This is a genomic window from Streptomyces sp. AC550_RSS872 (assembly GCF_019049285.1).
Taxonomy (GTDB): domain Bacteria; phylum Actinomycetota; class Actinomycetes; order Streptomycetales; family Streptomycetaceae; genus Streptomyces.
In genome coordinates this window covers 21,041-43,412 of the sequence record NZ_JAGMUL010000092.1, presented here as the reverse complement: position 1 = coordinate 43,412, position 22,372 = coordinate 21,041, and the positions used below count along the sequence as shown (strand labels likewise).

The 22,372-nt window shown below is 70.2% G+C and carries 20 protein-coding genes and 5 pseudogenes; 8 read left to right on the top strand and 17 right to left on the bottom strand.

Annotation, left to right across the window (positions count from 1 at the left end):
• Nucleotides 1-4 precede the first annotated feature (4 nt).
• Nucleotides 5-412: a lasso peptide biosynthesis B2 protein gene (locus KUM44_RS29890; RefSeq protein ID WP_217213081.1), complete on the top strand. Its 408-nt coding sequence runs from the start codon at nt 5-7 to the stop codon at nt 410-412.
• A 98-nt stretch (nt 413-510) separates the two neighbouring features.
• Here KUM44_RS29890 and KUM44_RS29885 read toward each other — a convergent pair whose 3' ends face one another.
• Nucleotides 511-1,401, bottom strand: coding sequence for an HNH endonuclease signature motif containing protein (locus KUM44_RS29885; RefSeq protein WP_254390307.1), 891 nt, complete (start codon nt 1,399-1,401; stop codon nt 511-513).
• Between the two features lie 295 nt (nt 1,402-1,696).
• Here KUM44_RS29885 and KUM44_RS45870 point away from each other — a divergent pair, with 295 nt between their 5' ends.
• Nucleotides 1,697-1,975, top strand: coding sequence for a hypothetical protein (locus tag KUM44_RS45870; protein ID WP_254390306.1), 279 nt, complete (start codon nt 1,697-1,699; stop codon nt 1,973-1,975).
• On the opposite strand, the pseudogene KUM44_RS47695 reads toward KUM44_RS45870, so the two are convergent.
• The 3 genes and pseudogenes from KUM44_RS47695 to KUM44_RS47690 all read right to left on the bottom strand — a co-directional run.
• Nucleotides 1,949-2,530 (bottom strand): annotated as a pseudogene (locus tag KUM44_RS47695) (polyprenyl synthetase family protein); the annotation flags it as partial. The gene KUM44_RS45870 and the pseudogene KUM44_RS47695 overlap by 27 nt on opposite strands.
• A 390-nt stretch (nt 2,531-2,920) precedes the next feature.
• On the bottom strand, nt 2,921-3,232 hold the full coding sequence (locus KUM44_RS29875; RefSeq protein WP_254390305.1) for a transposase: 312 nt from the start codon (nt 3,230-3,232) through the stop codon (nt 2,921-2,923).
• A gap of 106 nt (nt 3,233-3,338) precedes the next feature.
• Nucleotides 3,339-3,505 (bottom strand): annotated as a pseudogene (locus tag KUM44_RS47690) (Tn3 family transposase); the annotation flags it as partial.
• 601 nt (nt 3,506-4,106) lie between these two features.
• On the opposite strand from KUM44_RS47690, the gene KUM44_RS29865 reads away from it, so the two are divergent.
• Entirely contained in the window at nt 4,107-5,303 is a 1,197-nt protein-coding gene (locus KUM44_RS29865; RefSeq protein WP_217212882.1) for a serine hydrolase, read from the top strand.
• Between the two features lie 167 nt (nt 5,304-5,470).
• Nucleotides 5,471-5,719: a transposase gene (locus KUM44_RS45860; protein WP_308402762.1), complete on the top strand. Its 249-nt coding sequence runs from the start codon at nt 5,471-5,473 to the stop codon at nt 5,717-5,719.
• A gap of 262 nt (nt 5,720-5,981) precedes the next feature.
• Here KUM44_RS45860 and KUM44_RS29855 read toward each other — a convergent pair whose 3' ends face one another.
• Nucleotides 5,982-7,283 carry a DUF4241 domain-containing protein gene (locus tag KUM44_RS29855; RefSeq protein ID WP_217212881.1) on the bottom strand — a complete coding sequence of 434 codons (1,302 nt, stop codon included), beginning with the start codon at nt 7,281-7,283 and terminating at the stop codon, nt 5,982-5,984.
• Nucleotides 7,284-7,513: 230 nt separating this feature from the next.
• A complete protein-coding gene (locus tag KUM44_RS29850; RefSeq protein ID WP_217212880.1) occupies nt 7,514-8,170 on the bottom strand; it encodes a maleylpyruvate isomerase family mycothiol-dependent enzyme in 657 nt (218 codons plus the stop codon).
• A gap of 552 nt (nt 8,171-8,722) precedes the next feature.
• Between KUM44_RS29850 and KUM44_RS29845 the strand changes: the two genes are divergently transcribed.
• Nucleotides 8,723-9,514, top strand: coding sequence for an IS5 family transposase (locus KUM44_RS29845; protein ID WP_217212879.1), 792 nt, complete (start codon nt 8,723-8,725; stop codon nt 9,512-9,514).
• Here KUM44_RS29845 and KUM44_RS47685 read toward each other — a convergent pair.
• Nucleotides 9,471-9,656, bottom strand: a pseudogene (locus KUM44_RS47685) (hypothetical protein); the annotation flags it as partial. The gene KUM44_RS29845 and the pseudogene KUM44_RS47685 overlap by 44 nt on opposite strands.
• Before the next feature lie 495 nt (nt 9,657-10,151).
• On the opposite strand from KUM44_RS47685, the pseudogene KUM44_RS45855 reads away from it, so the two are divergent.
• A pseudogene (locus KUM44_RS45855) lies at nt 10,152-10,312 on the top strand (IS481 family transposase); the annotation flags it as partial.
• 103 nt (nt 10,313-10,415) lie between these two features.
• Nucleotides 10,416-10,988 (top strand): MarR family transcriptional regulator, encoded by a 573-nt coding sequence (locus KUM44_RS29840; RefSeq protein WP_217212877.1) that lies wholly within the window; start codon nt 10,416-10,418, stop codon nt 10,986-10,988.
• Between the two features lie 16 nt (nt 10,989-11,004).
• Here KUM44_RS29840 and KUM44_RS29835 read toward each other — a convergent pair whose 3' ends face one another.
• From KUM44_RS29835 to KUM44_RS29810, 6 genes and pseudogenes are all read right to left on the bottom strand, one after another.
• Entirely contained in the window at nt 11,005-13,461 is a 2,457-nt protein-coding gene (locus KUM44_RS29835) for a SpoIIE family protein phosphatase (RefSeq protein ID WP_254390302.1), read from the bottom strand.
• A 193-nt stretch (nt 13,462-13,654) separates the two neighbouring features.
• Nucleotides 13,655-13,840: pseudogene (locus KUM44_RS29830) on the bottom strand (TetR family transcriptional regulator); the annotation flags it as partial.
• Nucleotides 13,841-13,904: 64 nt separating this feature from the next.
• Nucleotides 13,905-14,132 carry a hypothetical protein gene (locus KUM44_RS29825; RefSeq protein WP_217212875.1) on the bottom strand — a complete coding sequence of 76 codons (228 nt, stop codon included), beginning with the start codon at nt 14,130-14,132 and terminating at the stop codon, nt 13,905-13,907.
• A 111-nt stretch (nt 14,133-14,243) separates the two neighbouring features.
• Entirely contained in the window at nt 14,244-14,804 is a 561-nt protein-coding gene (locus tag KUM44_RS29820) for a hypothetical protein (protein ID WP_217212873.1), read from the bottom strand.
• A 7-nt stretch (nt 14,805-14,811) separates the two neighbouring features.
• On the bottom strand, nt 14,812-15,504 hold the full coding sequence (locus tag KUM44_RS29815; protein ID WP_217212871.1) for a gamma-glutamyl-gamma-aminobutyrate hydrolase family protein: 693 nt from the start codon (nt 15,502-15,504) through the stop codon (nt 14,812-14,814).
• Nucleotides 15,501-16,991, bottom strand: coding sequence for an aldehyde dehydrogenase (locus tag KUM44_RS29810; RefSeq protein WP_217212869.1), 1,491 nt, complete (start codon nt 16,989-16,991; stop codon nt 15,501-15,503). The genes KUM44_RS29815 and KUM44_RS29810 overlap by 4 nt, the downstream gene beginning before the upstream one ends.
• 116 nt (nt 16,992-17,107) lie before the next feature.
• Here KUM44_RS29810 and KUM44_RS29805 point away from each other — a divergent pair, with 116 nt between their 5' ends.
• Nucleotides 17,108-17,818 (top strand): type 1 glutamine amidotransferase, encoded by a 711-nt coding sequence (locus tag KUM44_RS29805; RefSeq protein WP_217212867.1) that lies wholly within the window; start codon nt 17,108-17,110, stop codon nt 17,816-17,818.
• A gap of 26 nt (nt 17,819-17,844) precedes the next feature.
• On the opposite strand, the gene KUM44_RS29800 is transcribed toward KUM44_RS29805, so the two are convergent.
• From KUM44_RS29800 to KUM44_RS29785, 4 genes are all read right to left on the bottom strand, one after another.
• Nucleotides 17,845-18,966 carry a class II histone deacetylase gene (locus KUM44_RS29800; RefSeq protein ID WP_217212866.1) on the bottom strand — a complete coding sequence of 374 codons (1,122 nt, stop codon included), beginning with the start codon at nt 18,964-18,966 and terminating at the stop codon, nt 17,845-17,847.
• 128 nt (nt 18,967-19,094) lie between these two features.
• Nucleotides 19,095-20,552 carry an APC family permease gene (locus KUM44_RS29795; RefSeq protein ID WP_217212863.1) on the bottom strand — a complete coding sequence of 486 codons (1,458 nt, stop codon included), beginning with the start codon at nt 20,550-20,552 and terminating at the stop codon, nt 19,095-19,097.
• Nucleotides 20,553-20,756: 204 nt separating this feature from the next.
• Nucleotides 20,757-21,380: a TetR/AcrR family transcriptional regulator gene (locus KUM44_RS29790; protein ID WP_217212862.1), complete on the bottom strand. Its 624-nt coding sequence runs from the start codon at nt 21,378-21,380 to the stop codon at nt 20,757-20,759.
• A gap of 140 nt (nt 21,381-21,520) precedes the next feature.
• A complete protein-coding gene (locus KUM44_RS29785) occupies nt 21,521-22,366 on the bottom strand; it encodes a fumarylacetoacetate hydrolase family protein (RefSeq protein WP_217212860.1) in 846 nt (281 codons plus the stop codon).
• Nucleotides 22,367-22,372: the final 6 nt, after the last annotated feature.

The window sequence follows — 22,372 nt, the reverse complement described above, 5'->3', positions numbered from 1 at the left end:
GGTCATGGTCCCCACCGCCCGGCCCACCGCGCGGTGGCGGGACCGCCTGATCGCGGCCGTCGCGCTCGCCTTGTCGCTGGTGATGAGCCGGGTGCCGCTGCGCTGGCAGATCGCCGCCGTACGGCTTCTGCGTGGCCTGCCGTACGTGCGCCTCGCCCGGATCGAAGCCCTCTACACGGCGGTGCTGGCGGTGATCCCCTCCTGGTGGCCGGGCCGGGTCGCCTGTATGGAGATCAGTCTCGCCACCGTTCTCACGGCCGCCCTCACCGGCCGCCGGGCCCGGTGGGTGCTTGGCGCCCGTTTCCTTCCGGACGCCGCGCACGCCTGGTCCGAGGTCCCCGAGGGTGCGGTCGGCCGGGACATCGGCGACGCCGTCGACCGGCCGTGGATGCCTGTCCTCGCCGTACCGTAGGCGGCACCAGGGTTGCCGTGGTCTGGGTGTGCTGAGCGCTGCAGTCGGCCAACTGCGGCGTTCACCATGCGTACCGCTGCCGCCCACACCGGCCTGGGTCACGAAGCTCGCTTGTTCCTCATCCTCCGGCCCAGCTCCGCAATCTCCTCCAGCCTCGCCTGCGTCACGTGGTCCTCCCAAAAGGGAAGGTGGATGCCGTCTTCCCATGGGCCGTCTACGCGCAGGCCGGACCCCAGAAACGCGAAGGCCCTGAACCGCAGCATCACGTAGCCCTGGCGCCCCATATGCATGTGCGGACTCCAGGCGGCCCCGAAGGTGAGCGGATCAGCCCTCCAGACATCGCTACCGTGCGGCTCAACCCTGCCCGACGGCCGCCCCGGGTAGTCAACCTGCGGGAAGTCGTAGCGGGTCAGGACTCCCTCCCCGGAGTCGACCTCGAACCCGGCACTGTCGACGCCGAAGCCGATCGGTCCGGTGTTCCGAACCCGGACCCCGAGGTAGCACTGCTCAGGTTGGTCGCTAAGGAAGGTGATCTTCGGGAGGTCTCGAACGGGACCCGTGACAACCTCAGCGCGGCCCCGAACGGCGATCAATCCGATGGCCTCAACTTCCGCCCGAGGGGTCGTGAGGATCTTGACGATCGCTTCGACCTGAACCTCGCCGAGACCGTGGCTGCGGCTCTTCCGAACCTGGTCTTGCTTCCACCCCAGCAACTCGTCAGTGGGGTAGTCCGCTGGGTAGTCGTCCACGTACTTGTGGTGCTTCTTGCACAGCAGGATCAGGTTGGTCTCATCGTTGACGTCAGGGAAGGTCGGATCGAAGCGAGGGCCGCCAGGCTCTTCCCCGCGGATGTGCGCGATGTCGACGTTGACGCTGAGGTGAGCACGGTGTTCTTCGCACAACGGTTCGGGGCATCCGGGGTAGGCGCACGATACGGCCCGCGAGAAAAGAATCTTGCACAGGCGGGTACCGGGGGAGAACTTGCTCACCCGGCACACGATAGAGCCCGCCACGGGCAATGCGGGCCCGCGCCCGAAAGAGCGCAGCCCTCCCCTGCACACCTCGACCTGACTCGAACGAGTGAAAACGGGATGTCGCGGCTGACGCCTGGTGCGGGCGCCCTGGACCGATAAGCGGGAGACAGAACAATCCCGTTGCCCAGCCGCCGGGTTCGGCTCCCTGATGGGACCGTGAGTTCTTCCGTATCCTCGCCGCCCGTCGCCGCCCGTCGCCGCCCGTCGCCGCCCGTCGCCGCCCGTCGCCGCCACGGGCCAGCCGCCCGTGATGAGCCTGGCCTCCGACCGGCACTTCGAGGCGAGCGTCAACCTGTCCACGGCCTCGATAGCGCGTCGGCTGCCCCGCACCCTTGCCGAGGCTGCCCGGCTCGGCTGGCGCACCGACTACCCGGGCCGTCCTGGCCCTGCTCGCCTGCCACAAGTGGGCGGCCTGCGCCAGCTCCGCTGCGGGCAGGGGATCAGGGTGGGCATAGAGGCGGGCGAGCTCCGCACCCGCCGAGGTGTCGCTCGCCAGGGCAGCGGCTACCGGCAGGGACTTCTTGCGTGAGGCCAGGTCCGATCCGGTCGGCTTGCCCGTGCGTATCGGGTCGCCCCATATCCCCAGCAGGTCGTCAACCAGCTGGAACGCCATCTCGATGTGCGTGCCGAAGGCCCGCAGGCGGCCTATCCGGTTCGTGCTCGCCCCGCCCGCCAGGGCGCCCAGGCCGCAGGCTGCCGCGATCAGTGCGCCGGTTTTCCCGGCGGCCACCGCCGCGCACTCCGCTGACGTCACTGCCTGGCAGGACTCCAGCGCAGTGTCGGCGTATTCTCCCTCGATCAACTCCTGGACGGCCGCTGTCAATTGCCGCACCCCCTCCCCGCCCACCGGCTCTGGAGCCGCCTTGAGCACCTGGACAGCGAGGAAGAACAGAGCGTCACCGGCCAGCAGCGCCGCTGGGATGCCCATCTCGGCCCACAGGGCAGGCCGACCGCGGCGTATCTGGTCGCCGTCGATGATGTCGTCGTGCAGGAGCGAGGCGTTGTGGACCAGTTCGACCGCCACTGCCGCTGGCAGCGCTGCCGCACCGGTACCGCCGACCGCCTCGCACGCCAGCAGTGCCATGGTGGGCCGTACCATCTTCCCCGCACGCGCTTTAAGCGGCGCACCCGCCGTATCCCACCACCCGAAATGCACCCCCACCGGATGCCGTATCCGCCGCGGCAGCCCCTCTGCGGCCTGCCGCAGCACCGGCAACGTCGCCGCGCCCGCGTCCGTCAGCACCTGCCGTGCGGTGCGCGCTGGCCCCGCCGGGTCCGTCACCGCCATCGTTCAGCTCCTCCCCACGAAGCCGGCCAACCCAGCCCGCCCACGAGCAGGCGCGCACCAAGCCGTCACTCTTCACTTGACACGTCACGGGCGGAGAGAACCCCCTGGCTAGGGCGCACTAGCAGCACTCTGCGCACAGACACCTGCCCCCCGGATAGACCGCACGCCCCCGTCACTCGCACGCCCTTACTCTGACGGCCACGTCCGACCCAGCCGGTGTCCTGTCTGCGTACACGTTCGGTCGGAGGCGCCCGCCGGGGTGCGGGGGTGGGGCACGACGCCGGACGGCGCCAGGTCGAGGCACTTTTCCATGTCCAGGCGGAAGGTGCCGTACGGGTTGACGTTGGACCAGAACAGCCCGGTCAGGCCGCGCCGGTCCTCGTCGCTCAGCTTCTTCGCCCACGCCGGTTCGGCCAGAACCTGCTGGACCAGCAGCGTGTTGACGTGGACGAGGGCGGACTGGAGCAGGTGCAGGGCGGTGGCCGCGTACGAGCGCATCGAGCGTGACGTCCTCCAGCGCCGCCTCCTGCTAGCTCTCTTCGCACTGGGCACGAATCCCTTGCCGGTGGTGGCCTTCACTCCCCGCCGAGCCGTCCGTGAGCGCCCTTGCTGTTCCAGTTCTCCACGACCTGGAGGCCGCCGTGGATCTCGCGGCGCAGGCCGGGACTGGCCAGGTAGTCACAGGCGAAGATCGTGCGCACTGGCCCCACCGAGTTCTTCGAGCGCGGCGTAGGTGGGGTGCATGGGGCCGCCACGAGTGAAGCGCCGCAGCACCGGCTTTGACGTGCCGGGCTGACCAGGGCTCGGCGGCGGACGTGCTGACGCCGAGCAGGCGTTGGACGGCAGCGCGCGCCTGGGTGCAGAGGAGTCTGCTTGGAATCGGCGACAGCGTGAACTATTGGGTCGGTGCTCTGCGGCGTTGGAGCAATTGTCAATAGTTGTGGATCGAATGGTTCATGAGCAGGCTGTGGTGGCCTCCTTCCGTTCGATCAGGACGCCGTTCTCGAACGTCGCTCCGGCCCGTACCAGCGCCACCAGGTGCGCTCCGGTGATCGCTCGCCAGTGTGCCCGGGCGGACCTGCCGGTTTGAACACCGTGGCCAGCGCGGCCGCATCTGGCCGAGTGGGTCACCGCATACGGCCCGCGCGAGTGAGCCACCATCACGCCGGTGGTGCTCTTGTCGCGGCCATTACCGGGTGAGCGGGACCTTGGGCACGGACCGCTGTCGGCCGCGATCAACCAAGGGTGCCGGAAACGGTCTGACAGGGGGTTAGCCCCACCATGAGCCCGGGTGATCGCCCCATCGCCCCGGCACGCACCCCGCGGGCATCGTGGGACAGGACAAGGAGAAAGACGATCAAGGACGGACAACGTGATCAAGCACAAACGTGCGCTCGTTGGTGCACTCACACTGGCCGTAGCCCTCGGTGTCACGGCGGCCGCACTGCCGGGTAACGCCGCCGAAGCCACCACCACCGAAGTCACCGCCGGAGCATCCTCCAACGCCGCCGCCGACGACGCTCGGCTGCGTGAACTCCTGCAACGGCTGACCACCGTCGACGGCGCCCCCGGAGCACTCGTCGAGATGCGGGACCGGCGCGGCAGCACTGTGCTCACCAGCGGTGTCGCGGACGTCAAGAGCCAGGCGCCGGTGCACCGCGACAGCAGATTCCGGATCGGCAGCATGACGAAGACGTTCACGGCGACGACCGTGCTGCAGCTGGTTGGAGAGCATCGCGTCGACCTGGACGCGCGGGTGGAACGCTACCTGCCCGGCGTCGTCCGCGGCCACGGCAACGACGGGCGGGCGATCACCATCCGCCAGCTGCTCCAGCACAACAGCGGCCTGCCCGACTTCCTCGACTACTTCAACCCGCAGGAGGCCCTAAAGGACCCCCTGGCCCACCACGACCCCCTTGACCTGGTGAACATTGCGCTCGCCCACCCGCCGACCTTCAAGCCGGGCACCGACTGGAGCTACTCCAGCACCGGCTACCTGCTGGCTGGCATGATCATCGAAAAGGTGACCGGCAACACCTACGGAGAGGAGATCCAGCGGCGCATCATCGAGCCGCTGGGCCTGCGTGAGACGTCCGTGCCGGGTGACGCATCGGCGATTCCCGGACCGCACCCGCGCGGGTACGTGCGACCGGGAGATGACGCGCCGCTCATGGACATCACCAGAATCAACCCCTCGGTCGGAGGCGCGGCCGGCGGGATGATCTCCAGCGGTACCGACGTCAACCGGTTCCTGGGCGCGCTCGTACGCGGCAAGCTGCTGCACCCGGCCCAGCTCAAGGAGATGATGACGACCCGCCCGACCGGCAGCTCGGACGGTCGGGCGTACGGCCTCGGCCTGGAGAGCAAGCCGCTGCCCTGCGGCGGCCTTTACTGGGGACACACCGGTGACTTCCTCGGATACGAGACGGCCGCCGGCACCACGATCGACGGCAGGCAGGCCACGGTCATGGTGAACCTCGGCCCGGGGAGCTCGGACGCCCAGAGCGACGACATCCAGGCTGCGGTCCAGACGGCGCTTTGCGAGGCCCATCCCTCGGTCTCTGAGTAGCGCGCGCCGACCGGTGACGGCAGTGCAAGAGCTCGGCCCCCGGCCGGTGCCGGCCTCAGTGAGGTTCAGGCTGCAGTGACTTCGGGGCGTTCGGCGGGCGTACGGCAGCGCCTCGCCCACTAGGGCCTGTTGCGAAAGTGGATCTTGGTCGTGAATGATCACGTTCTGTGGGGCGTGGTGATCTGACGAATGGACAGTGGGCCCGGCTGGAGCCGCTGTTGCCGCAGGGCATCAAGACGGGCCGTCCGCCGGTGTGGACGCGGCGGCAGCTGATAGACGGCATGCGGTGGCGGACCCGGACCGGTGCCCCCTGGCGCGATGTACCGGAACGCTACGGGCCCTGGGACCGGGTCTATGACCTGTTCCGCCGCTGGCAGCGAGATGGCACCTGGGCCAAGATCGTCACCCAGCTCTAGGCCGAGGCGGATGCGAAAGGCCTGATCACCTGGGACGTGAACGTCGACTCCACCGTCTGCCGGGCCCCAGTCGTTTGTCGAATGAGCGCGGGAGGCACCCCGAAGGCGGCCAAGTCGGTGTTCACGAGTTCGGGAGGCACCCGCCGCTGACCTGATGGGTACACGTACCCCGGACTCCGGCGCCGAGCGTTGTGAACCGTGCTGCCGAGATCGTCACCAGCTGCAACCAGGCTGGCGACTGCGGCCGCAGGCAGGACCTTGCCTACACAGCCGCATCGGTGGGGCCGTCCCGCTCCGGGAGCAGCTCGGGCATCCCCCCCACCAGCACCACGACGCCGATTACCTCACCGGCCTCGGAACGGCCGACCCACACTGGGTAGGTACCGTCCCCGGTCGTCGCGAAGGACATGAGCTCGCCGCCGGAAACCTCGTCCCAGGTGCGCTGCATGAACATGGAATCGTCATCGATGTCCTCGTACCCGTCCAGGTCCAACTCCCCCCGGATCAGCCCCCGCTCGAAGAGCGCGATAAGCGGCTCCCAGGCCCCGGCGTCGGCGAAGCAGCCGGTGGCGCCGTCGGTGTCGAAGCCGGCTATCTGCTGCTCGATGAAGAGCCGGGGATCGTCTTCCGGACCGAGGGCCATCTCCCAGGTCGCTGCGGGGGCGTCGCTGACGAGCAGGCGGACGGCCGTGGGTTCCGTGGTCGTGACCTCGGCGTCCCGCCACTCGCAGTAGTAGCTGTACCGGACCCGCGCCTCGTCGAGTACGTACTCCCCGGGCGGGACGGGGACCGTGATGCGCGGCCCGTCGCCGTGGTCGATGTCCGGGCCGGAGACGGCCAGCAGCCCGCTGGGTACGCGCAGGGTGCCGACCCGGCGCGGCTCCACGACGGTCATCTCGGGGTGGTACCCGTCGGTCACGCGCACCCCGGGCCGGAACAACTCGTTGATCGGCCCGGCCTGCGCGGGGCGCGGCGGACGCCAGCAGGTGGCAGGGGTGTCTCCGTCACCTGGCTCGGCTGCCTCGGCCACCTCAGCCGCCTTAAAGGCCGGCGGCTCAATGAGCTCGTGCACCTGAGCCGAGAGCAGCGGCCACTCCCCGAAGGCGGGGCGGTCCATCCAGCGCTCGTCATCCCGGAGTCCGGGCGAGGTGACGTAGGAGCCTCCGCCCTGCCCCTGCCGCTCCTCCGTCCGTCGGCCCCTCCCGTCCGGGAAGAGGTCCACGGTGATGCGTGGGCACGCCTTGTCGAACTCCGCCATCTCTGGGCCTGTGTAGTACCAGCCGACGGAGTACCGGCGCAGCAGCCGCGACGGGTCGTCCAGCAGCCGCATGTCCAGGTCGTAGGTGCGGCGGCCGTGGGCGTCGTAGACCCACAGCCCGACGTAGTGGTCTCGCCAGGAGACGAGCCGGACTTCCAGCGGAGCCTCCCGGCCCGGCTCCCGGTACACCACCACGTACGGAAGCCCGGCGGCATCCCGCTCCCGGGCCCTCTCGGCGGATATCGGCCGCCAGGGCGCGCAAGTCTCCAGGTCCCACGCCTGCGCGTACCCCACCTCGACGACCATTGCCGCTCCTCTTCCTGCAACCTGCCTTGGTTCTGTGCTGAGCTGCAAGGTAGCCGCTGCCTGTGACAACGGCCCTGCTGGGCGGGCGGCGGCCCAGCTCCGGCGCCCAGACGGTCGTGCCGGTGATCCGGCCCATGACCCGCTCAGCGAGTGGCTTGCCAGCGTGATCCGTTGAGCCGCCAGCGCCACTTCGTCATGGACGGCTCAGGCACAGGCGCTCAGCTTGTTCTTTAACCTGAGCGCAGTCGGGCGCGCAGGACTGCCGCACCGTCCCCCTCAAGGTCCCCGCAGGCCGCTGCGCGGCCTGCCATCCCCATCACCAGCGAGAGGGTCGGCCCCCGGAGTAGATCCCCCGAGCCGGTGGTGAACGGTCCGTCTGTGGCCTCGAGCCGCAAGCCCGCGATTGCGGTGTGGCTCGCGACGGTGAAATCGCGGCTGGCGAAGAACCGGGCCACGGCGGTCGTGGTGGCCACCGGGGGTGTCCGCACAAGACCCAATGGCCGGCGGATGTCCTCGCTGTGGACGACTATTTCGCCCAGCCAGGCAGCAGTATGTCCTGACGGCCCGGCGGGTCCGGCGACAACTTCGCGAAATCGCCGCAAGGTCTCTTCAGGTGTAGCACCACGGTGCTTTGCGAGCCGTCGGTCGTTGTGCAGATCGGGGTCGAACCGCGCGGCCAGCATGCTCAGCAGCCAGCGCCACATCCTCGTGCTGGCACCTGCCGTCAGATGGGCTACGACCTCCTCCACGGTCCAGCGTTCACACAGTGATGCTTTCGCCCACTGGGCCTCGCTGAGCTCGGCGAGGTCCTGAGCGAGCGCCAACCGCTCGACGTGAATCGCCCGTTCCAGAGCTTGCCGAGTTTCCAGAACGTGTGGTTCAGCCATAGGGCAGCCTCCAGAGATCGGGTGTCCTGCATCAGACTCTTATCGCCGCCCAAACTCATCGACTGCACCCGCGTAGCGGGCCTATTCGACCTTCCAGTGTCGAAATGGGCCTCGAACTAGGCCGCTCGCCTGGGCGTTCGCCGGACGCTGGAGCGGCCTTCGTCTGATCATGTGCTCCGACCAAGCTGCACCGATCGAGACGAAGGCCGTGAGGGTGAGTCTGCTGCCTGACGCCGGTCCCGGGGAAGCGTTCGCGCAAGCGTCACGCTTCCGGGAGGACTTAGAAGCTGTTGTCTTTCCGATCTTGAGAGATGTGCGTCGAACGGGAGTCCCGATCGGGTGGTCGCGGGGCCCTTGGAGCATACGAATAGGGCCTCCTGAACAGCTCGTTGGTGTCGAATCACCGAGCAACATCAGGAGGCCCTGTTGCCGAAGTGTTCCCTGCCGACGGCGGGGCCGTCCAGTTCGGTCGCCCTGGAGTGTGACTGCCTGGCTCACCGGTGCGGAAACGCCGCCGACAACGGGTCGCGGCAGCGCCGCTATCCGACGGACATGACGGATGAGGAGTGGACGGCCGTCCGGCCGCTGATGCCGGTACCCGGCTGGATGCGAGGCCGGGGTGGCCAGCCGGAGGCGTATTGCCACCGGACGATGCTCGATGCGATCCGGTATCTCGTGGACAATGGCATCAAGTGGCGGGCGATGCCCGCCGACTTCCCGCCATGGGACCGGGTTTACGCCTTCTTTCGCCGCTGGCGCGACCATGCACTGGTCAAAGAGTTCCACGACCGACTGCGCGGCCAGGTCCGCGAGCGTCTGGGGCGGGATGCGGAGCCGACGGCCGGGGTGATCGACTCGCAGTCCATCAAGGCGGACGCCGTTGTCGGCGCCGACAGCCGCGGCTTCGACGGCGGCAAGCTGATCAATGGCCGTAAGCGGCATGTCGTGGTCGACACGCTCGGCCTGATGCTGGGAGTGATGGTCACGGCCGCCGATGTCGGGGACCGCACTGCCGCCCAGGTCCTGCTTGAGCAAGTGGCGGGCGCTCACCACCTGTTGGCCCTGGTCTGGGCTGATGGCGGCTACACCGGCAGTCTCGTCGAGTACTCCCTGGCCACCCTCGCGCTGGTCGTTTCGATCGTCAAGCGCAGCGACGACACCAAGGGGTTTGTGGTGCTGCCCAAGCGGTGGATCGTCGAGCGTCTCTTCGCCCACCTGATGCGAAGTCGCCGCCTGGTGCGCGACTTCGAGCGGCGCACTGCCAGCGCCGAGGCGATGATCTACTGGTCGATGATCGGGCTCATGACCCGCCGCCTGGCCCGGCCACACCCGCAGCGAGGGTGAACCTGCCCGGCTGCTGCTCGGTCAGCCAATGGCGGGCGACCAGGCGTTTCGCCTTCGACCGCAGTGCCTCCACCCATGTCGGCACCACATCCATTGGTACAGCTGCCCCGCAAACTGCAGCCTGTGTTCGAGGGCCGCGCCCCGCTGGAGGCCGTCCGCGCGCGAACGACGCGAGGTGGGGGCCGAGGCACCCCCGACTGAGCGCCGCGCCCTGCTCGCCGCAGTCCTGCCTGCCCTGGAGGAGTCGGCCGAGGCATCCGTGGACACGGCTGAGCCGCTGCGGTGGCTGCTGGAGCAGATCGGTGACGGCGTCACCCTGACTCAGGCCCGCTACCTGCCACGGGAACGGGTGGCAGCCGCGTTCGCCAGCTACCGGCCTGGTACCCGATCGGCAAGGGGCCGCGCTCCGAGGCGGACCTGTCCCAGCTGGCCGACCTGCATGGACTCGCCTGCGCCGACCGGCTGGTGACCAAGCGCCATCGCATGCTCAAGCTCTCGTCTGCCGGCCGTGCTCAGCCGACGGACCTGAGCTGCGCCAGCGCACGGTCGCGCTTGCCTGGCCCGGCGCCACTTCGGAGGGAGGCCGGACGGGAAAAAGACCTGCTCAGCAGAGACTCGTCGTCCGGCCGACCCTACCCGGACGCTACCGGACGAGTGGGCCTACACCCGCCCCTACAGCTCCGAGCGGGAACGACGCGACGCTTTCCCTGAATGGCTGCACACCTACACTGACCACCGCGTACACACCGCGCTCAAGGCCAACCACCCGTCAGCCGCATTCCTGACCTCTCAGGACAACGTCCAGGGGGCGCCTCCGCCACTGTGACGTCGGCCCTTCGGATCGAGGCATCGGCCGGCCGTCTCGTATAATTTGGGTCCGAACGATCAAAGGAGCGTGCCTGTGTCCGGCGACCGGTCCATCACCGAGGCGGAAAAGCTGGCGGCGGCGAAGCTCGGGGGGATACTGATCCATCGTGATCAGATGGCGGTGGTCGCCAACATCTACCGCGCCGCGTCGGCTGTCCGCCAGCACCTGGAGAACACGGTGCTCAGGAGCGCCGACCTGACCTGGACGGCGTTCGTCGTGCTCTGGGTGGTGTGGGTCTGGGGTGAGTCGGAGACCCGGCATGTCGCGGAGGAGGCGGGGATTTCCAAGGGGACGCTCACCGGGGTGTCGCGGACGCTGGAGGGGCGGGGTCTGGTCAAGAGGGCCGATCACCCTTCCGACGGCAGGCTGGTGCTGCTCAGCCTCACCGAGGAGGGCGAGGCACTGATGCGGCGGCTGTTCCCGGAGTTCAACCAGGAGGAGGCGTTCGTCGCCTCGCGGCTCAGTGACGAAGAGTGCCGGCGCGTCGCGGAGGGACTGCGGCAGGTCGTACGGCAGGTGGAGGAGCACGGTGAGGAGCGCCGCCTGGCCCTCCTCGGCGGTGCCGATCCGGCCCCGCGCCGCAGCGGGCGGCGACCGAAGGGCTGAAAGTCCGTCACCGTCGTCACAGGGAGAAAGCGTCGACGGCGAAGAGATCCGGCAACTGGGGCGGGTTCAGGGGCACTTCGGTCCAGATCGTCTTGCCGGCCGGCGTGTAGCGGGTGCCCCAGCTGTCGGTCAGCTGCGCCACGAGGAACAGGCCCCGGCCGCCCTCGTCCTCCATGGCGGCCCTGCGCAGGTGCGGGGAGGTGTGGCCGCCGTCCGAGACCTCGACGATGAGTCCGCGCTCCCGAATGAGCCGCAGCTGGACGGGGGCTCCGCCGTACCGGATGGCGTTGGTGACCAGTTCACTGACGACGAGTTCGACGACGAAGGCCGCCTCGTCCGGCACCTCCCAGTCGGCCAGCCGACCGCAGGCGAGGCTCCGCGCGTGGGCGACCTCACCGGGGTCGGCGGGGATGCCCCAGGTTGCCACCAAGTGCTCCGGCAGGGCGTGCACGCGGACCAGTAGCAGCGCCGCGTCGTCCTCGGGGGGCTGGGGCACCAGCCCCCCGACGACCGCATCGCAGGTCTCCTCCAGAGGGCCTGCCCCTGGAGCGGTGAGTGTGTCGCAGAGGACACCCGTACCGATGTCGATGTCGCGTGTACGGCTCTCGACGAGGCCGTCGGTGAACAGGGCCAGCGTGCTGCCCTCCGGCAGTTCAAGGGAGACGCTCTCGAAGGGCAGGCCACCCAGGCCCAGCGGCGGCCCGGCCGGCACGGCCATGGTCTCGGCGGGCCCGCCGGGCACGGCCAGCACCGGGGGCGGATGGCCCGCGCGGGCCATGACACACATCCGCGACACCGGGTCATAGACGGCGTACAGGCAGGTCACGCCCAGTGCCTGGTCCTCGTCGTCGTCCTCGGTGTCCGTCAGCCGGGGTGCGCAGGGGCGGGCCACCAGATCGTCGAGACGGGCCAGCAACTCGTCCGGTGGAAGGTCCAGGGCCGCGAGGGCGGCGACCGTGGTGCGCAGCCGTCCCATGGTGGCCGCCGCCCCCAGGCCGCGGCCCGCCACATCGCCCACGACCAGTCCCACCCTGGCTCCCGAGAGCGGGATGACGTCGTACCAGTCGCCCCCGACGCCGACCGGCCCCGCCGCGGGCAGATAACGGTGGGCGAGCTCCACTCCGGCCGGCCGGGCCAGCCGACGGGGCAGCAGCTCGCGTTGCAGGGTCAGCGCGGTCGCGTGCTCGTGGGCGTAGCGCCGGGCGTTGTCCACGCAGACCGCAGTCCGGGATACCAGCTCCCCGGCGAGCGCTGTCTCCTCGGTGTCGAAGGGGTCGCGCGGAGCGGTCCGTACGAAGACCGCCGTGCCCAGGAGGGCGCCCCGGGCGGAAAGGGGCACGGCAAGCGCGCCGGCGGCCAGATCGGTGACCGGCGCGCCTTCTGCCAGACACCGCAGTCGTACGGCGTTCAGGGCGTCCGCGATGTCCCCGACGGCGCCGGACACCTCGTCGCGGGCGTACCGGGCCACCTGGCGCAGTTCGGGAGTCGGGCTGCCGTCCCGCGGCGGCTCCTGGCCGTCCAGAACCGGTTCGAGCAGGTCCACGGTGACCGCGTCGGCGAACTCGGGGACCGCGAGCCGGGCCAGGCCCTGAGCGGTCTCCCGCATGTCCAGGGTCCGTCCGATGCTGCCGCCGGCCCGGCTGAGCAGGGCCAGACGCTGCCGCACCACATAACGGTCGGTGATGTCCAGACCGGCCTCGCAGACGCCGACCGGGCGGCCTGTGTCGTCCCGCAGCAGGAAGTAGGAGAGGGACCAGACATGCTCGTGGTGGGGGTCGAGCCGGGTCGTGCTGCGGTAGCGGACGTCGATCACCGGCTCACCGGTACGCAGTACCTCGAAGATGGGACGCTCGACGTCCTTCACCGAGTGGCCGTCCTCGGTGAGCAGCACCCCCTCCGGCAGGATGTCGTGCACGAAGCGCCCCACGACCTCGTCCGACGTCACACCGAACTGCCTCTCGATGGCCTTGTTGATCCACCGGACACGGGCGTCGGTGTCGTACACGACCAGCTGGACCGGCGACTGGCGGTGGAGTCCGTCGAGCATGGCCCGGTCGATGGCACGCTGCCGGAGCAGGTCGAGGCCCATCGCCACCAGCAACCAGGCCGCCCCTCCGGTGCCGTGTGAGAGCTGGTCGAGGGTGAGGGCCACAGGCATCGGCCGACCGTCGCGATGACGCACCGACCGGATGCCGTACGGCGTGGTCTCGTCTGTCGTTCCGGAGCCGCCGGAAGCCGCGGACAGGCCGGCGCCCGTCACGGTGTCCGTGACGATGTCGTCGGCACGTCGGCCCAGGACCTCGGAGGGCCCGTACCCGAACAGTGCCTCGGCCTCCGCGCTCCATCCGATGATGCGCATCCGGTCGTCCAGTACCGCCGTCGCCCGCCCGGCCGTCAGCGAGCCGAGACCGGCCCCCCGGCCAGGCGCCGGTTGTTCCGGTCCCGATTCTCGCGGATTCATGAGATCTGCCATGGCTGGCACCAGTGTGCGGGGCGCGGGAGTCTCCCGGCCGTTCCCTTCAATGTACTGCCGGACGGCGCGGACGGCTGCTACCCGCGGTGGGCCGCCTGGAACCTGCGCAGCGCACCACACCGTCCCGCGTGCACTGGGCGTCACCGGAGGTGACCTGCTGGAATATCAGGCCAGGGTGATCGGCAGCCACGCACAGGGCCTGTTCCAGCAGGGCGTCCCGGGTACCGAAGTGATGGACGACCAGGCCGTGGGTCACGCCCGCTTCAGCGGCGGCGGACCGGTAGGTCAGTTTCCGCAGGCCGCCCCGTGCCACAACCCTGATGGCCGCCGCCAGCAGAGCCTCCCGTCCTCCCCCCCCCGTATCCCGGCCTGTGCTGATCGGCCTCGACGTGGACCGTCACGCCGTGTCCTCCTTGCCCTCTCCGTAGTGGTGGAATCGGCGCTCAACTGCGGCTCCAGTAGGTGAAGTGCTCCACGGGGTCACCGTCGTGGCCCCATGGCCAGGGGGTGACCAGCCCGCCGGTCGCGGCGAAGACACCGGCCGCTTCTCGCGTCCGCCCCGCCCGGCACAGGGCGTAGGCGAGCAGCCCGAGGTCGGCGACGGTGGCGGCGTGGCGCGGGTGCTCGGGGCGGGGCCAGTGGGCGAGGGCCTGATCCAGCAGCGGTGCCACATGCGGCTGGGACCAGTAGCGCCCGATGCCGAGGGCGCGCGTGCCGCCGGCGTCGAGGTCGCGGTGGTACTGCCGGACGGCGGCGGTCAGCGGCAGGCAGGCTGCCGGCGCTCAGTGGGGCAGGGCGATCACGACCTCGTCCACGAACTCCCGCAGTGCCGCCTGGCTGCCCTGTTCCTCCGGTGAGAGATACGCCAGCACCTGGAGGTGTGCCTCGCGGTGCCAGGGGTCGCGGGCGCGGATCTCCCGCCAGACGGGCGTGAGTTCCGGGCTGGGACGGGCCAGCGCGCGCAGTGCCGCAAGCGACCCGACCCACGGGGTCGGGTCGCCGGGCCGGGCGTCGGCGGCGAGACGGAAGGTCGCCATGGCGGCACGTGGGTCGGTGGGCAGTTCGGACCAGGCGTGCAGGAGCAGCGCGTCCGGGTCCCGGGGCCGCCGCAGCCGCCAGCCGCGGGCGAGGAAGGGCGCGGTCTCGGCGAGTACGCGCACGCGGTGGCAGCGGCGGTCCCAGTCGTCGCCGGTGTCCCGCAGCAGCCGTTCCACCTGGGCGACGGCGAGGTCCTGCGGTCCCGGCCCGCGGCCGGAGCCGAGTCCCTTCAGGACCCGGCCCAGCGGGACGTCGTCGAGTTCGGGCGCGAGTCGTGGCGCCTGCTTGCTGCGGAAGAGGGCCATGGCGTGCTCAGCGTCTGTCGCGGGCGGCTCGGACGAGCGCGTCGAAGAGGCCCTGCTGTGCCGGGTCCTCGTGGGCGGTGTCCTCGGGGTGCCACTGGACCGCGGTGAACCATCCGTGGACGCCGGGGAGTTCGAGTCCCTCCACGGTGCCGTCGACGGCCCGCGCGGTGACTGTCAGTCCCACACCCGTGCGGTCCACCCGCTGGTGGTGATAGCAGGAGGCGTCCGTCTTCTCCGTGCCGGTGGCCTGTTCCAGCAGGGTGCCGCGCTGGATCGCCACCGGGTGCATGACATGCCGGTGGTCGCTGTCCATGTGCTGTTCCAGGGTCCCGCCCAGGGCAACGTTGACGACCTGGAGGCCGCGGCAGATCGCCAGCAGGGGCAGGCCCAAGTTCAGGGAGGCGCGGGCGACTTCGAGGTCGAAGGTGTCCTGGAGATCGTCGACGTCGTAGACGCTGTCGTGGGTGTCGGTGGCGCCGTAGCGGTGCGGGGCGAGGTCGCCGCCGCCGGGGAGAAGCACGCCGTCGAAGCGGGCGAGGCGTTCCTCGGTGTCGCCCTCGGCGGGGTGGATGCTCGCGGGTTCGCCGCCCGCCCGGTAGACGGCCTCGATCAGGGCGCGGGCGTTGACCTCGGCGGCGTACCGCAGGGCGGACGTGGTGGCGGAGAAGCGGGCGGGAATCGCGATGAGCGGTCGGGTCACAGCTGGATCCAGGTGGTCTTGAGTTCGGTGTACTTCTCCAGGGCGTGCACGGACTTGTCGCGCCCGTTGCCGGACTGCTTCATGCCGCCGAAGGGGACCGTCAGGTCGCCTTCCTCGTAGCAGTTGACCCAGACCGTGCCGGCCTTCAGGGCGCGGGAGACCTGATGGGCGGTGGACAGGTCGGAGGTCCACAGGCCCGCGGCGAGGCCGTACTCGGTGGCGTTGGCGAGGCGGACGGCCTCGTCGGCGTCGTCGAAGGTGAGTACGGAGAGCACGGGGCCGAAGATCTCCTCGCGGGCGAGCCGCATGCCGGGGTCGACGCGGTCGAAGACAGTCGGCTCCAGGAAGCTGCCGCCGGTGTCGGTGAGGACGCGGGAGCCGCCGGTGAGCAGGCGGGCGCCCTCGGCCAGGCCGGTGGCGATGTGGTCCTGTACGCGGGCCAGGTGGCTCTCGCCGACCAGGGCGCCCATCTCGGTGGCCGGGTCGAGGGGGTCGCCGACCCGCAGCTCGCCGGCACGGCGGACGATCGCCTCCGTCACCCGGTCGGCGATCGAGGAGTGCACCAGGAGCCGGGAGGGGGCGGTGCACATCTCGCCCTGGTTGAAGAAGATGCCCCAGGCCGCGGTGGCGGCGGCCTGCTCCAGGTCGGGGGCGTCCGGGAGGATGATGTTGGGTGACTTGCCGCCCAGTTCGAGCCAGACGCGTTTGAGGTTGGAGTCGGCGGAGTAGCGCAGGAAGTGCCGGCCGACGGCGGTGGAGCCGGTGAAGGCGAGGACGTCGACATCGGGGTGCAGGCCCAACGCTCGCCCGGCCACCGGGCCGTTGCCGCCGACCACGTTCAGTACGCCCGGCGGCAGTCCCGCCTCGGTCGCGATGCGGCCCAGCAGCAACGCCGACAGCGGAGAGTTCTCCGACGGCTTCAGTACGACCGTGCAGCCGGCTGCCAGCGCCGGGGCCACCTTCCAACCAGCCAGCGTCAGCGGGAAGTTCCAGGGCACGACGGCTCCGACGACACCGGCCGGCTCGCGGGTGACCAGGGCCAGGGCGTCCGGTGCGGTGTGCGGGGACTCGTCTGTGAGCTTGTCGGCGAGCTGGCCGTAGAAGCGGAACGTGTTGATCAGAGCGCGGAGTTCAATGGCGTACGCGTCCGTGATGGGCTTGCCCATCTCCAGGCTCACGGTCAGCGCCAGTTCGGCGCGCCGCTCTTCTAGCAGGTCGGCGACCCGCAGCAGTGCCCGGCCGCGCTCCACGGGGGTGAGGCGGGGCCACGGCCCGGAGTCGAAGGCCCGCCGGGCGGCGGCCACGGCGAGGTCGACCTCGGCCTGCCCCCCGTCCGCGACCTGGGTCAGCACCTGGCCGTCACGGGGCGAGACGGCCGCGAACGTCGCCCCTCCTCCGCCCTCGTCGACGCCGTCGATGTGATGGGCGCCGACGAGGTCCAGGGATTTGGCGTGGCGCTGCCACTCCTCGTGGGTGACGTCCGGCATGTGGGGACCTCCAAGGAAACTATTTGAACCCAAACGATAGGATGTGTGGGGAGCCGCCACAAGGGCTCATGGCAGCGATCCGGCCGGTCCGCGGACCCCGGGGAGAGGAGCGCACGGTGCGTGCACTCGTCGTTCAGCACGACCACGTGACGGACCCCGGGTCGGTCGGTGACCGGCTCATGGAGTGCGGGTACGACCTGACCGCCGTGACCGTCGTACCCAAGGACCGATATCACGCGCCGGACGTGGCCTTCGACTTCCCCGACGCCGACGGCTGGGACCTGATCGTGTCGCTGGGTGCCCCCTGGTCGGTGTACGACGAGACGGCAGTCGGCAGCTGGATCGGCGGCGAACTGGCCCTGCTGCGCAAGGCCCATCACCTCGGCGTCCCGGTCCTGGGCGTCTGCTTCGGCGCCCAGGCGCTGGCCACCGCGCTCGGCGGCTCGGTCGAGGCGGCACCGCGCCCCGAGATCGGCTGGGTCGAGGTCGACACGGACGATCCCTCCCTGGTCGGTTCCGGTCCCTGGTTCCAGTGGCACTACGACCGCTGCGTCCCGCCGCCCGGTGCCGTGAGCGTGGCCCGCAACGACGTATGCGTACAGGCGTTCCGCACCGGGCGCAGCCTGGGCGTGCAGTTCCATCCGGAGATCACTACTGGGACGGTGCGCGGCTGGCTGGAAAACGGCGGTACGGAGCAGTGTGCGAGGCGCGGCGTGGACCCCGGTGAGCTGCTCGCCCGGTGCCGGAGCATGGAGCCCACGGCCCGGACGAACGCCCGCCACCTGGTCGACGGTTTCCTCGACCGGGTGGCGGGCGTGGTCGGCTGACGTCCTGGCCGCCGGCCCGTCGGGGCTCAGACCGCCCCGGCGGGCCGGGGCAGGACACGTGCGGCGACCTCGTCGACGAGTGCCTTCTGGTGCGCCGTCGTCTCGTGTCCGGTCATGCCGCCGACCACAGGGAAGAACGCGTCGTCGAGCACCTTCACCCCGGCGAGCGTCTCGATCACCGCGAGCCCGCAGAACGGCACGTAGTGGGGGCTGTATCCGCCTTCCTGCACGACGGCCACCCGGCCCCCGCAGACCTCCTCCGCGACCCGCAGCACCTGCTCGGCCATGCCCCGGAAACCCCGGCTGGTGACCAGCATGCGGGCCAGCGGGTCCATCGCGTTGGGGTCGAAACCCGAGGCCACGACGATGAGTTCGGGGGCGAAAGCGCGCAGCGCGGGGGCGACGACGTGCTCGAAGGCGTAGAGGTAACCGAAGTCGCCGGTGCCGGGCGGCAGCGGGACGTTCACCGCGCTGCCGGGGGCGGCGGGGCCACCGCGCTCGGTGAGGTGCCCCGAGTCGGGCGGGAAGCAGCCGTCCTGGTGGACGGAGATCGTGAGTACGTCGGGCTCGTCCCAGAAGATCGACTGGGTGCCGTTGCCGTGGTGGACGTCCCAGTCGACCACCGCGACCCGCCGTACGCCCAGGGCCGCCCGGGCGTGGGCGACCGCGACGGCCACGTTGTTCAACAGGCAGAAACCCATGCCCGTATGGCCTGGCGCGTGGTGGCCCGCGGGGTGCACCAGCGCGTAGCCGTTGTCCGCCTGCCCGGTGACGACGGCCTCGACGAGGGCGATCGCGCCTCCCGCGGCGAGCCTGGCGATGTCGTAGCCGCCCTTGCCGAACGGCGAGATCCCGTCGCCCGCGTCGCCGCCCTTGGGCAGGGCGCTCTCGGCCTCCAGGCGCGCGAGGTGCTCGGGGGCGTGCACCCGCAGGAGCTCCTCCTCGGTGGCGGGCCGTGGTGCTACGCGGACCAGGTGGTCGATCAGTCCCGAGACGACGACGAGTTCGTGCAGGCGGCGCTTGGTGTCGGGGTGCGCCACATGGTGGCTGATCGGCTGCAGCCCGACCGCCGGGTCGGCGGGGAACAGACCGCCGCTGCCGTGGTCGGCCCAGCCGAACAGCTCGTGCCAGATGTATGCGGTGCTCATGAAGTACTCCAGGGGTAGGACGCTGCCAAGGTCCAGAGGGGTGGCAAGCCGCGAGCGGCGTCAGCCCCGGCAGGAGGCCTGGCGCAGTGCCGGGCAGAGGTCCTGGCGGCCCCGACGCCGGGGCGGCGTCAGGCGTCGGCCGCCGTCCTGCCACGGGTCAGCTGGGCCGCGAGGACCCCCAGGGCCAGAACCACCGGGACGGTGAGTTCGAGCCAGAGCGCCGTCGTCGGGTCGCCGCCGATCAGGGTGGTGAAGTTCCCGATGATCAGCACGATGGCACCGGCGATGCCGAGGGAGCCCAGCACGGGAGCGATCAGCGTGTTCCAGGGCCGGGTGTCGAGCTGTTCGCGGCGGAAGAAGACGACCACGGAGACCGAGGTCAGGAAGTACAGCAGCATGATCCCGAGCACGGCCACACCGCTGCCCCAGGAGAACAGGGTCAGCACCGGGTCCTTGCCGGCCAGCGCGAAGGGCATGACGAAGAGGACCGCGATGGCGGTCTGGACCCGGCCGGCCACTTCGGGGGAGTGGCGTCGGTTGATGGACGACAGCTTGCGGGGCAGCAGTCCGTCGCGGCTGAGGGCGAAAAGGTAGCGGTTGGCGGAGTTGTGGAAGGCGAGGATGCCGGCGAAGAGGGAGGTGACCAGCAGGAGGGGCAGGACGTCGTTCACCCAGCCGCCGAGGAGGGCGGCGATCGGCGCGAAGACGAAGCCCGTCGAGTCGCCGCTCTCCAGGGCCTTGCCGGCCGCCGCCGTGGCCTGGGAGGTGCCGTGGGCGGAGATCAGCATCCAGGAGGCGAACGCGAAGAACCCGGTGACGACGGCGACGGCCAGGTAGGTGGCCCGGGGCACCGTTTTGCGGGGTTCGCGGGCCTCCTCGCCGTAGATGGCGGTGGCCTCGAAGCCGATCATGGAAGCCACGGCGAACATCAGCGCCACACCCGGCGCCCCGTCCAGGGCCGCGCTCGGCGAGAACGACTGGGTGAAGGAGAGACCCTCGGGCCCGCCGCCCTTGAGGAGGGTGACGAGCGCGAAGACGCTCAGGATGCTGAACTCCGCGAGTACGAAGACGGCCAGCACTTTGGCGCCCATCTCGATGCCCGAGGCGCCCAGCACCTGGACGATCACCATGGTGACTAGCGCACACGCCCACCAGGGCACGTCCGCTCCCGTGTAGTGTCCCAGCAGGGCGCTCGCGGTCGCGCCGTACAGGCCGTACATCGCGGCTTGTATCGCACAGTAGGCGAACAGCGCGATCCCGGCGCTGCCGGCACCCGGATACCGGCCAAGACCCTTGCCGATGTACATGTAGAAGGCGCCGGCGTCCACGACATGCCGCCCCATGGCCACGAAACCCACCGAGAACAGCAGGGTGATCACACCGGCCGCCAGATAGGCGGCGGGGGCCCCGGTGCCGTTGCCGATGGCGACGGCGATGGGGACGGCGCCCGCGATGCCGGTGAGCGGCGCCTGGGCAGAGAGAACGAAGAAGAGAATGCCCAGAACACCGAGGGAGTTGGGCTTGAGCTTGCCTGCGGTGGAGGCGTCGGCCACGGTCTCGTTTCTGACCGCCGTCGGACTGTCCACTCAAATCACCTGCCAGGAGAGAAGGAGTGCTTCGTTTCTGGCCAAACGAGTTGCCTCATGGTGGGCCGGAACTATCCACTTGGCAAGGGGTTGCATGGAGATTCTCAGGCGGCACCCGGTTCTTTACGGCGTTGTAATCGCCACAGAACGCGAAGGCCCCGGACGCCGAACGTCCAGGGCCTCGGAATGCGCAGGTCAGAGGTGTCAGCCGGATGACTCACCGGTCCGCCCGTCCGCCTCCAGCAGGCGGAGCAGGGCGCGCAGCTCCTCGATCGCGGCGTCGGTGGTCTCGGGCTCGCCGAAGACGAGTTGGTGCAGTACGAGCCCGTCCAGGGCTGCGAAGACCAGCCGGGTCAGCGGGCGGTCCGTGCCCGCGGGCAGCATCCGGGCCAGCTCCCGATAGGTGGCGTCGAAGTACTCGTCGTACAGCGCCCGCAGATGCGGCAGCAGCTCGGGGCGGCGCCGGCCTTCCAGCAGCAGCTCGTACTGGAAGGCCTGTATGTCGGGATCGGCTGTCACCATGTCGGAGACTCCCGCCGAGAAGTCCGAGATCTTGCCTGTGCCCGGTTCCAGTGCGCTGGTGTCCAGCGAGGTCCTGATCGCGTGTTCCAGCGCCGCCTCGATCAGGGCATCGCGCGAGCCGAAGTGGTGGACGACCAGGCCGTGCGTGGTCCCCGCCTCCTGTGCGACCGCCCGGTAGGTGAGCTTGCGCAACCCGCCCCGTGCCACCACGCGCACGGCGGCGTTGAGCAGGGCCTCGCGGCCCTCCCCGTAGTTCATGCGCCGACGTGGCTTGCGGCCTTCAGGAGTCTCGGCGGGTTCGGTCATGGCTGCGACCATACCCGGAAGCTCCCATGACCAGGTTCGCGGGTGAGCGCGGCCGCCCGTGGGTGACCGCGCCCATGGCAGCGCCGCACCGGGCGACCTCCTCCGTCAGGCCCGGTGCGGCGCCGTCTCCTGGGCATCCGTCAACGCCGGGGCGGCCGGATACCGCGGAACTCCCAGTCGCCGCCGAGCGCGGTGGACAGCACCTCCTCCGACTCGGTGGGCTGGGCGCCCACGTCGGTGCGGATCGGGGTGGGGCCGGTGACGATATGGTTGGTGAGGCGGCCGAGGCCCTCGACCTCGACCTCGACGACGTCACCGGGCTGGACGGGGCGGGAGTTGGCGGGCGTGCCGGACAGCAGCACGTCACCGGGGTACAGGGTGATCGTGCGGGCGATGTCCGCGACGAGGTAGTGCATGTCCCACTGCATCTCGTCGGTCGAACCGTCCTGGACGACCTCGCCGTTGACGTACGTCCGCAGGCTCTTGCCGTGGAAGTCCCAGTCGGTGACCAGGCCCGGGCCGAGCGGGCACAGGGTGTCGGAGCCCTTGACGCGGAGCATGGAGCCCGCGTCGGTGTCGCGGAAGTCGTGCAGGCCGTAGTCGTTGGCGATGGTGTAGCCGGCGATGTACTCGCCCGCCTCGGCCGGCGAGATGTTCCTCGCGGTCTTCCCGATGACGATGGCGACCTCGCCCTCGTAGTTGAGCCACTTGCAGCCCTCGGGGCGCACGATCGCGCCCTTGTGGGAGTTGAGGGCGGAGGTCGGCTTGTGGAAGTAGGTGGGGGTGGCCGGGAGTTCGATGCCGAACTCGTTCACGCGGCTCTGGTGGTTGAGGTGGACGGCGATCACTTTCGACGGGACGACAGGCGGCAGGTGCTGTGCCTCGTCGATCTTGACGCGGCGGCCGTCCCCGGCGACGAGTTCGTCCCCGTCGACGGTGACCTGGACGGCGGCGCCGTCGAGGAGGATGCGGCGGTACTCGGGCATGGAGGC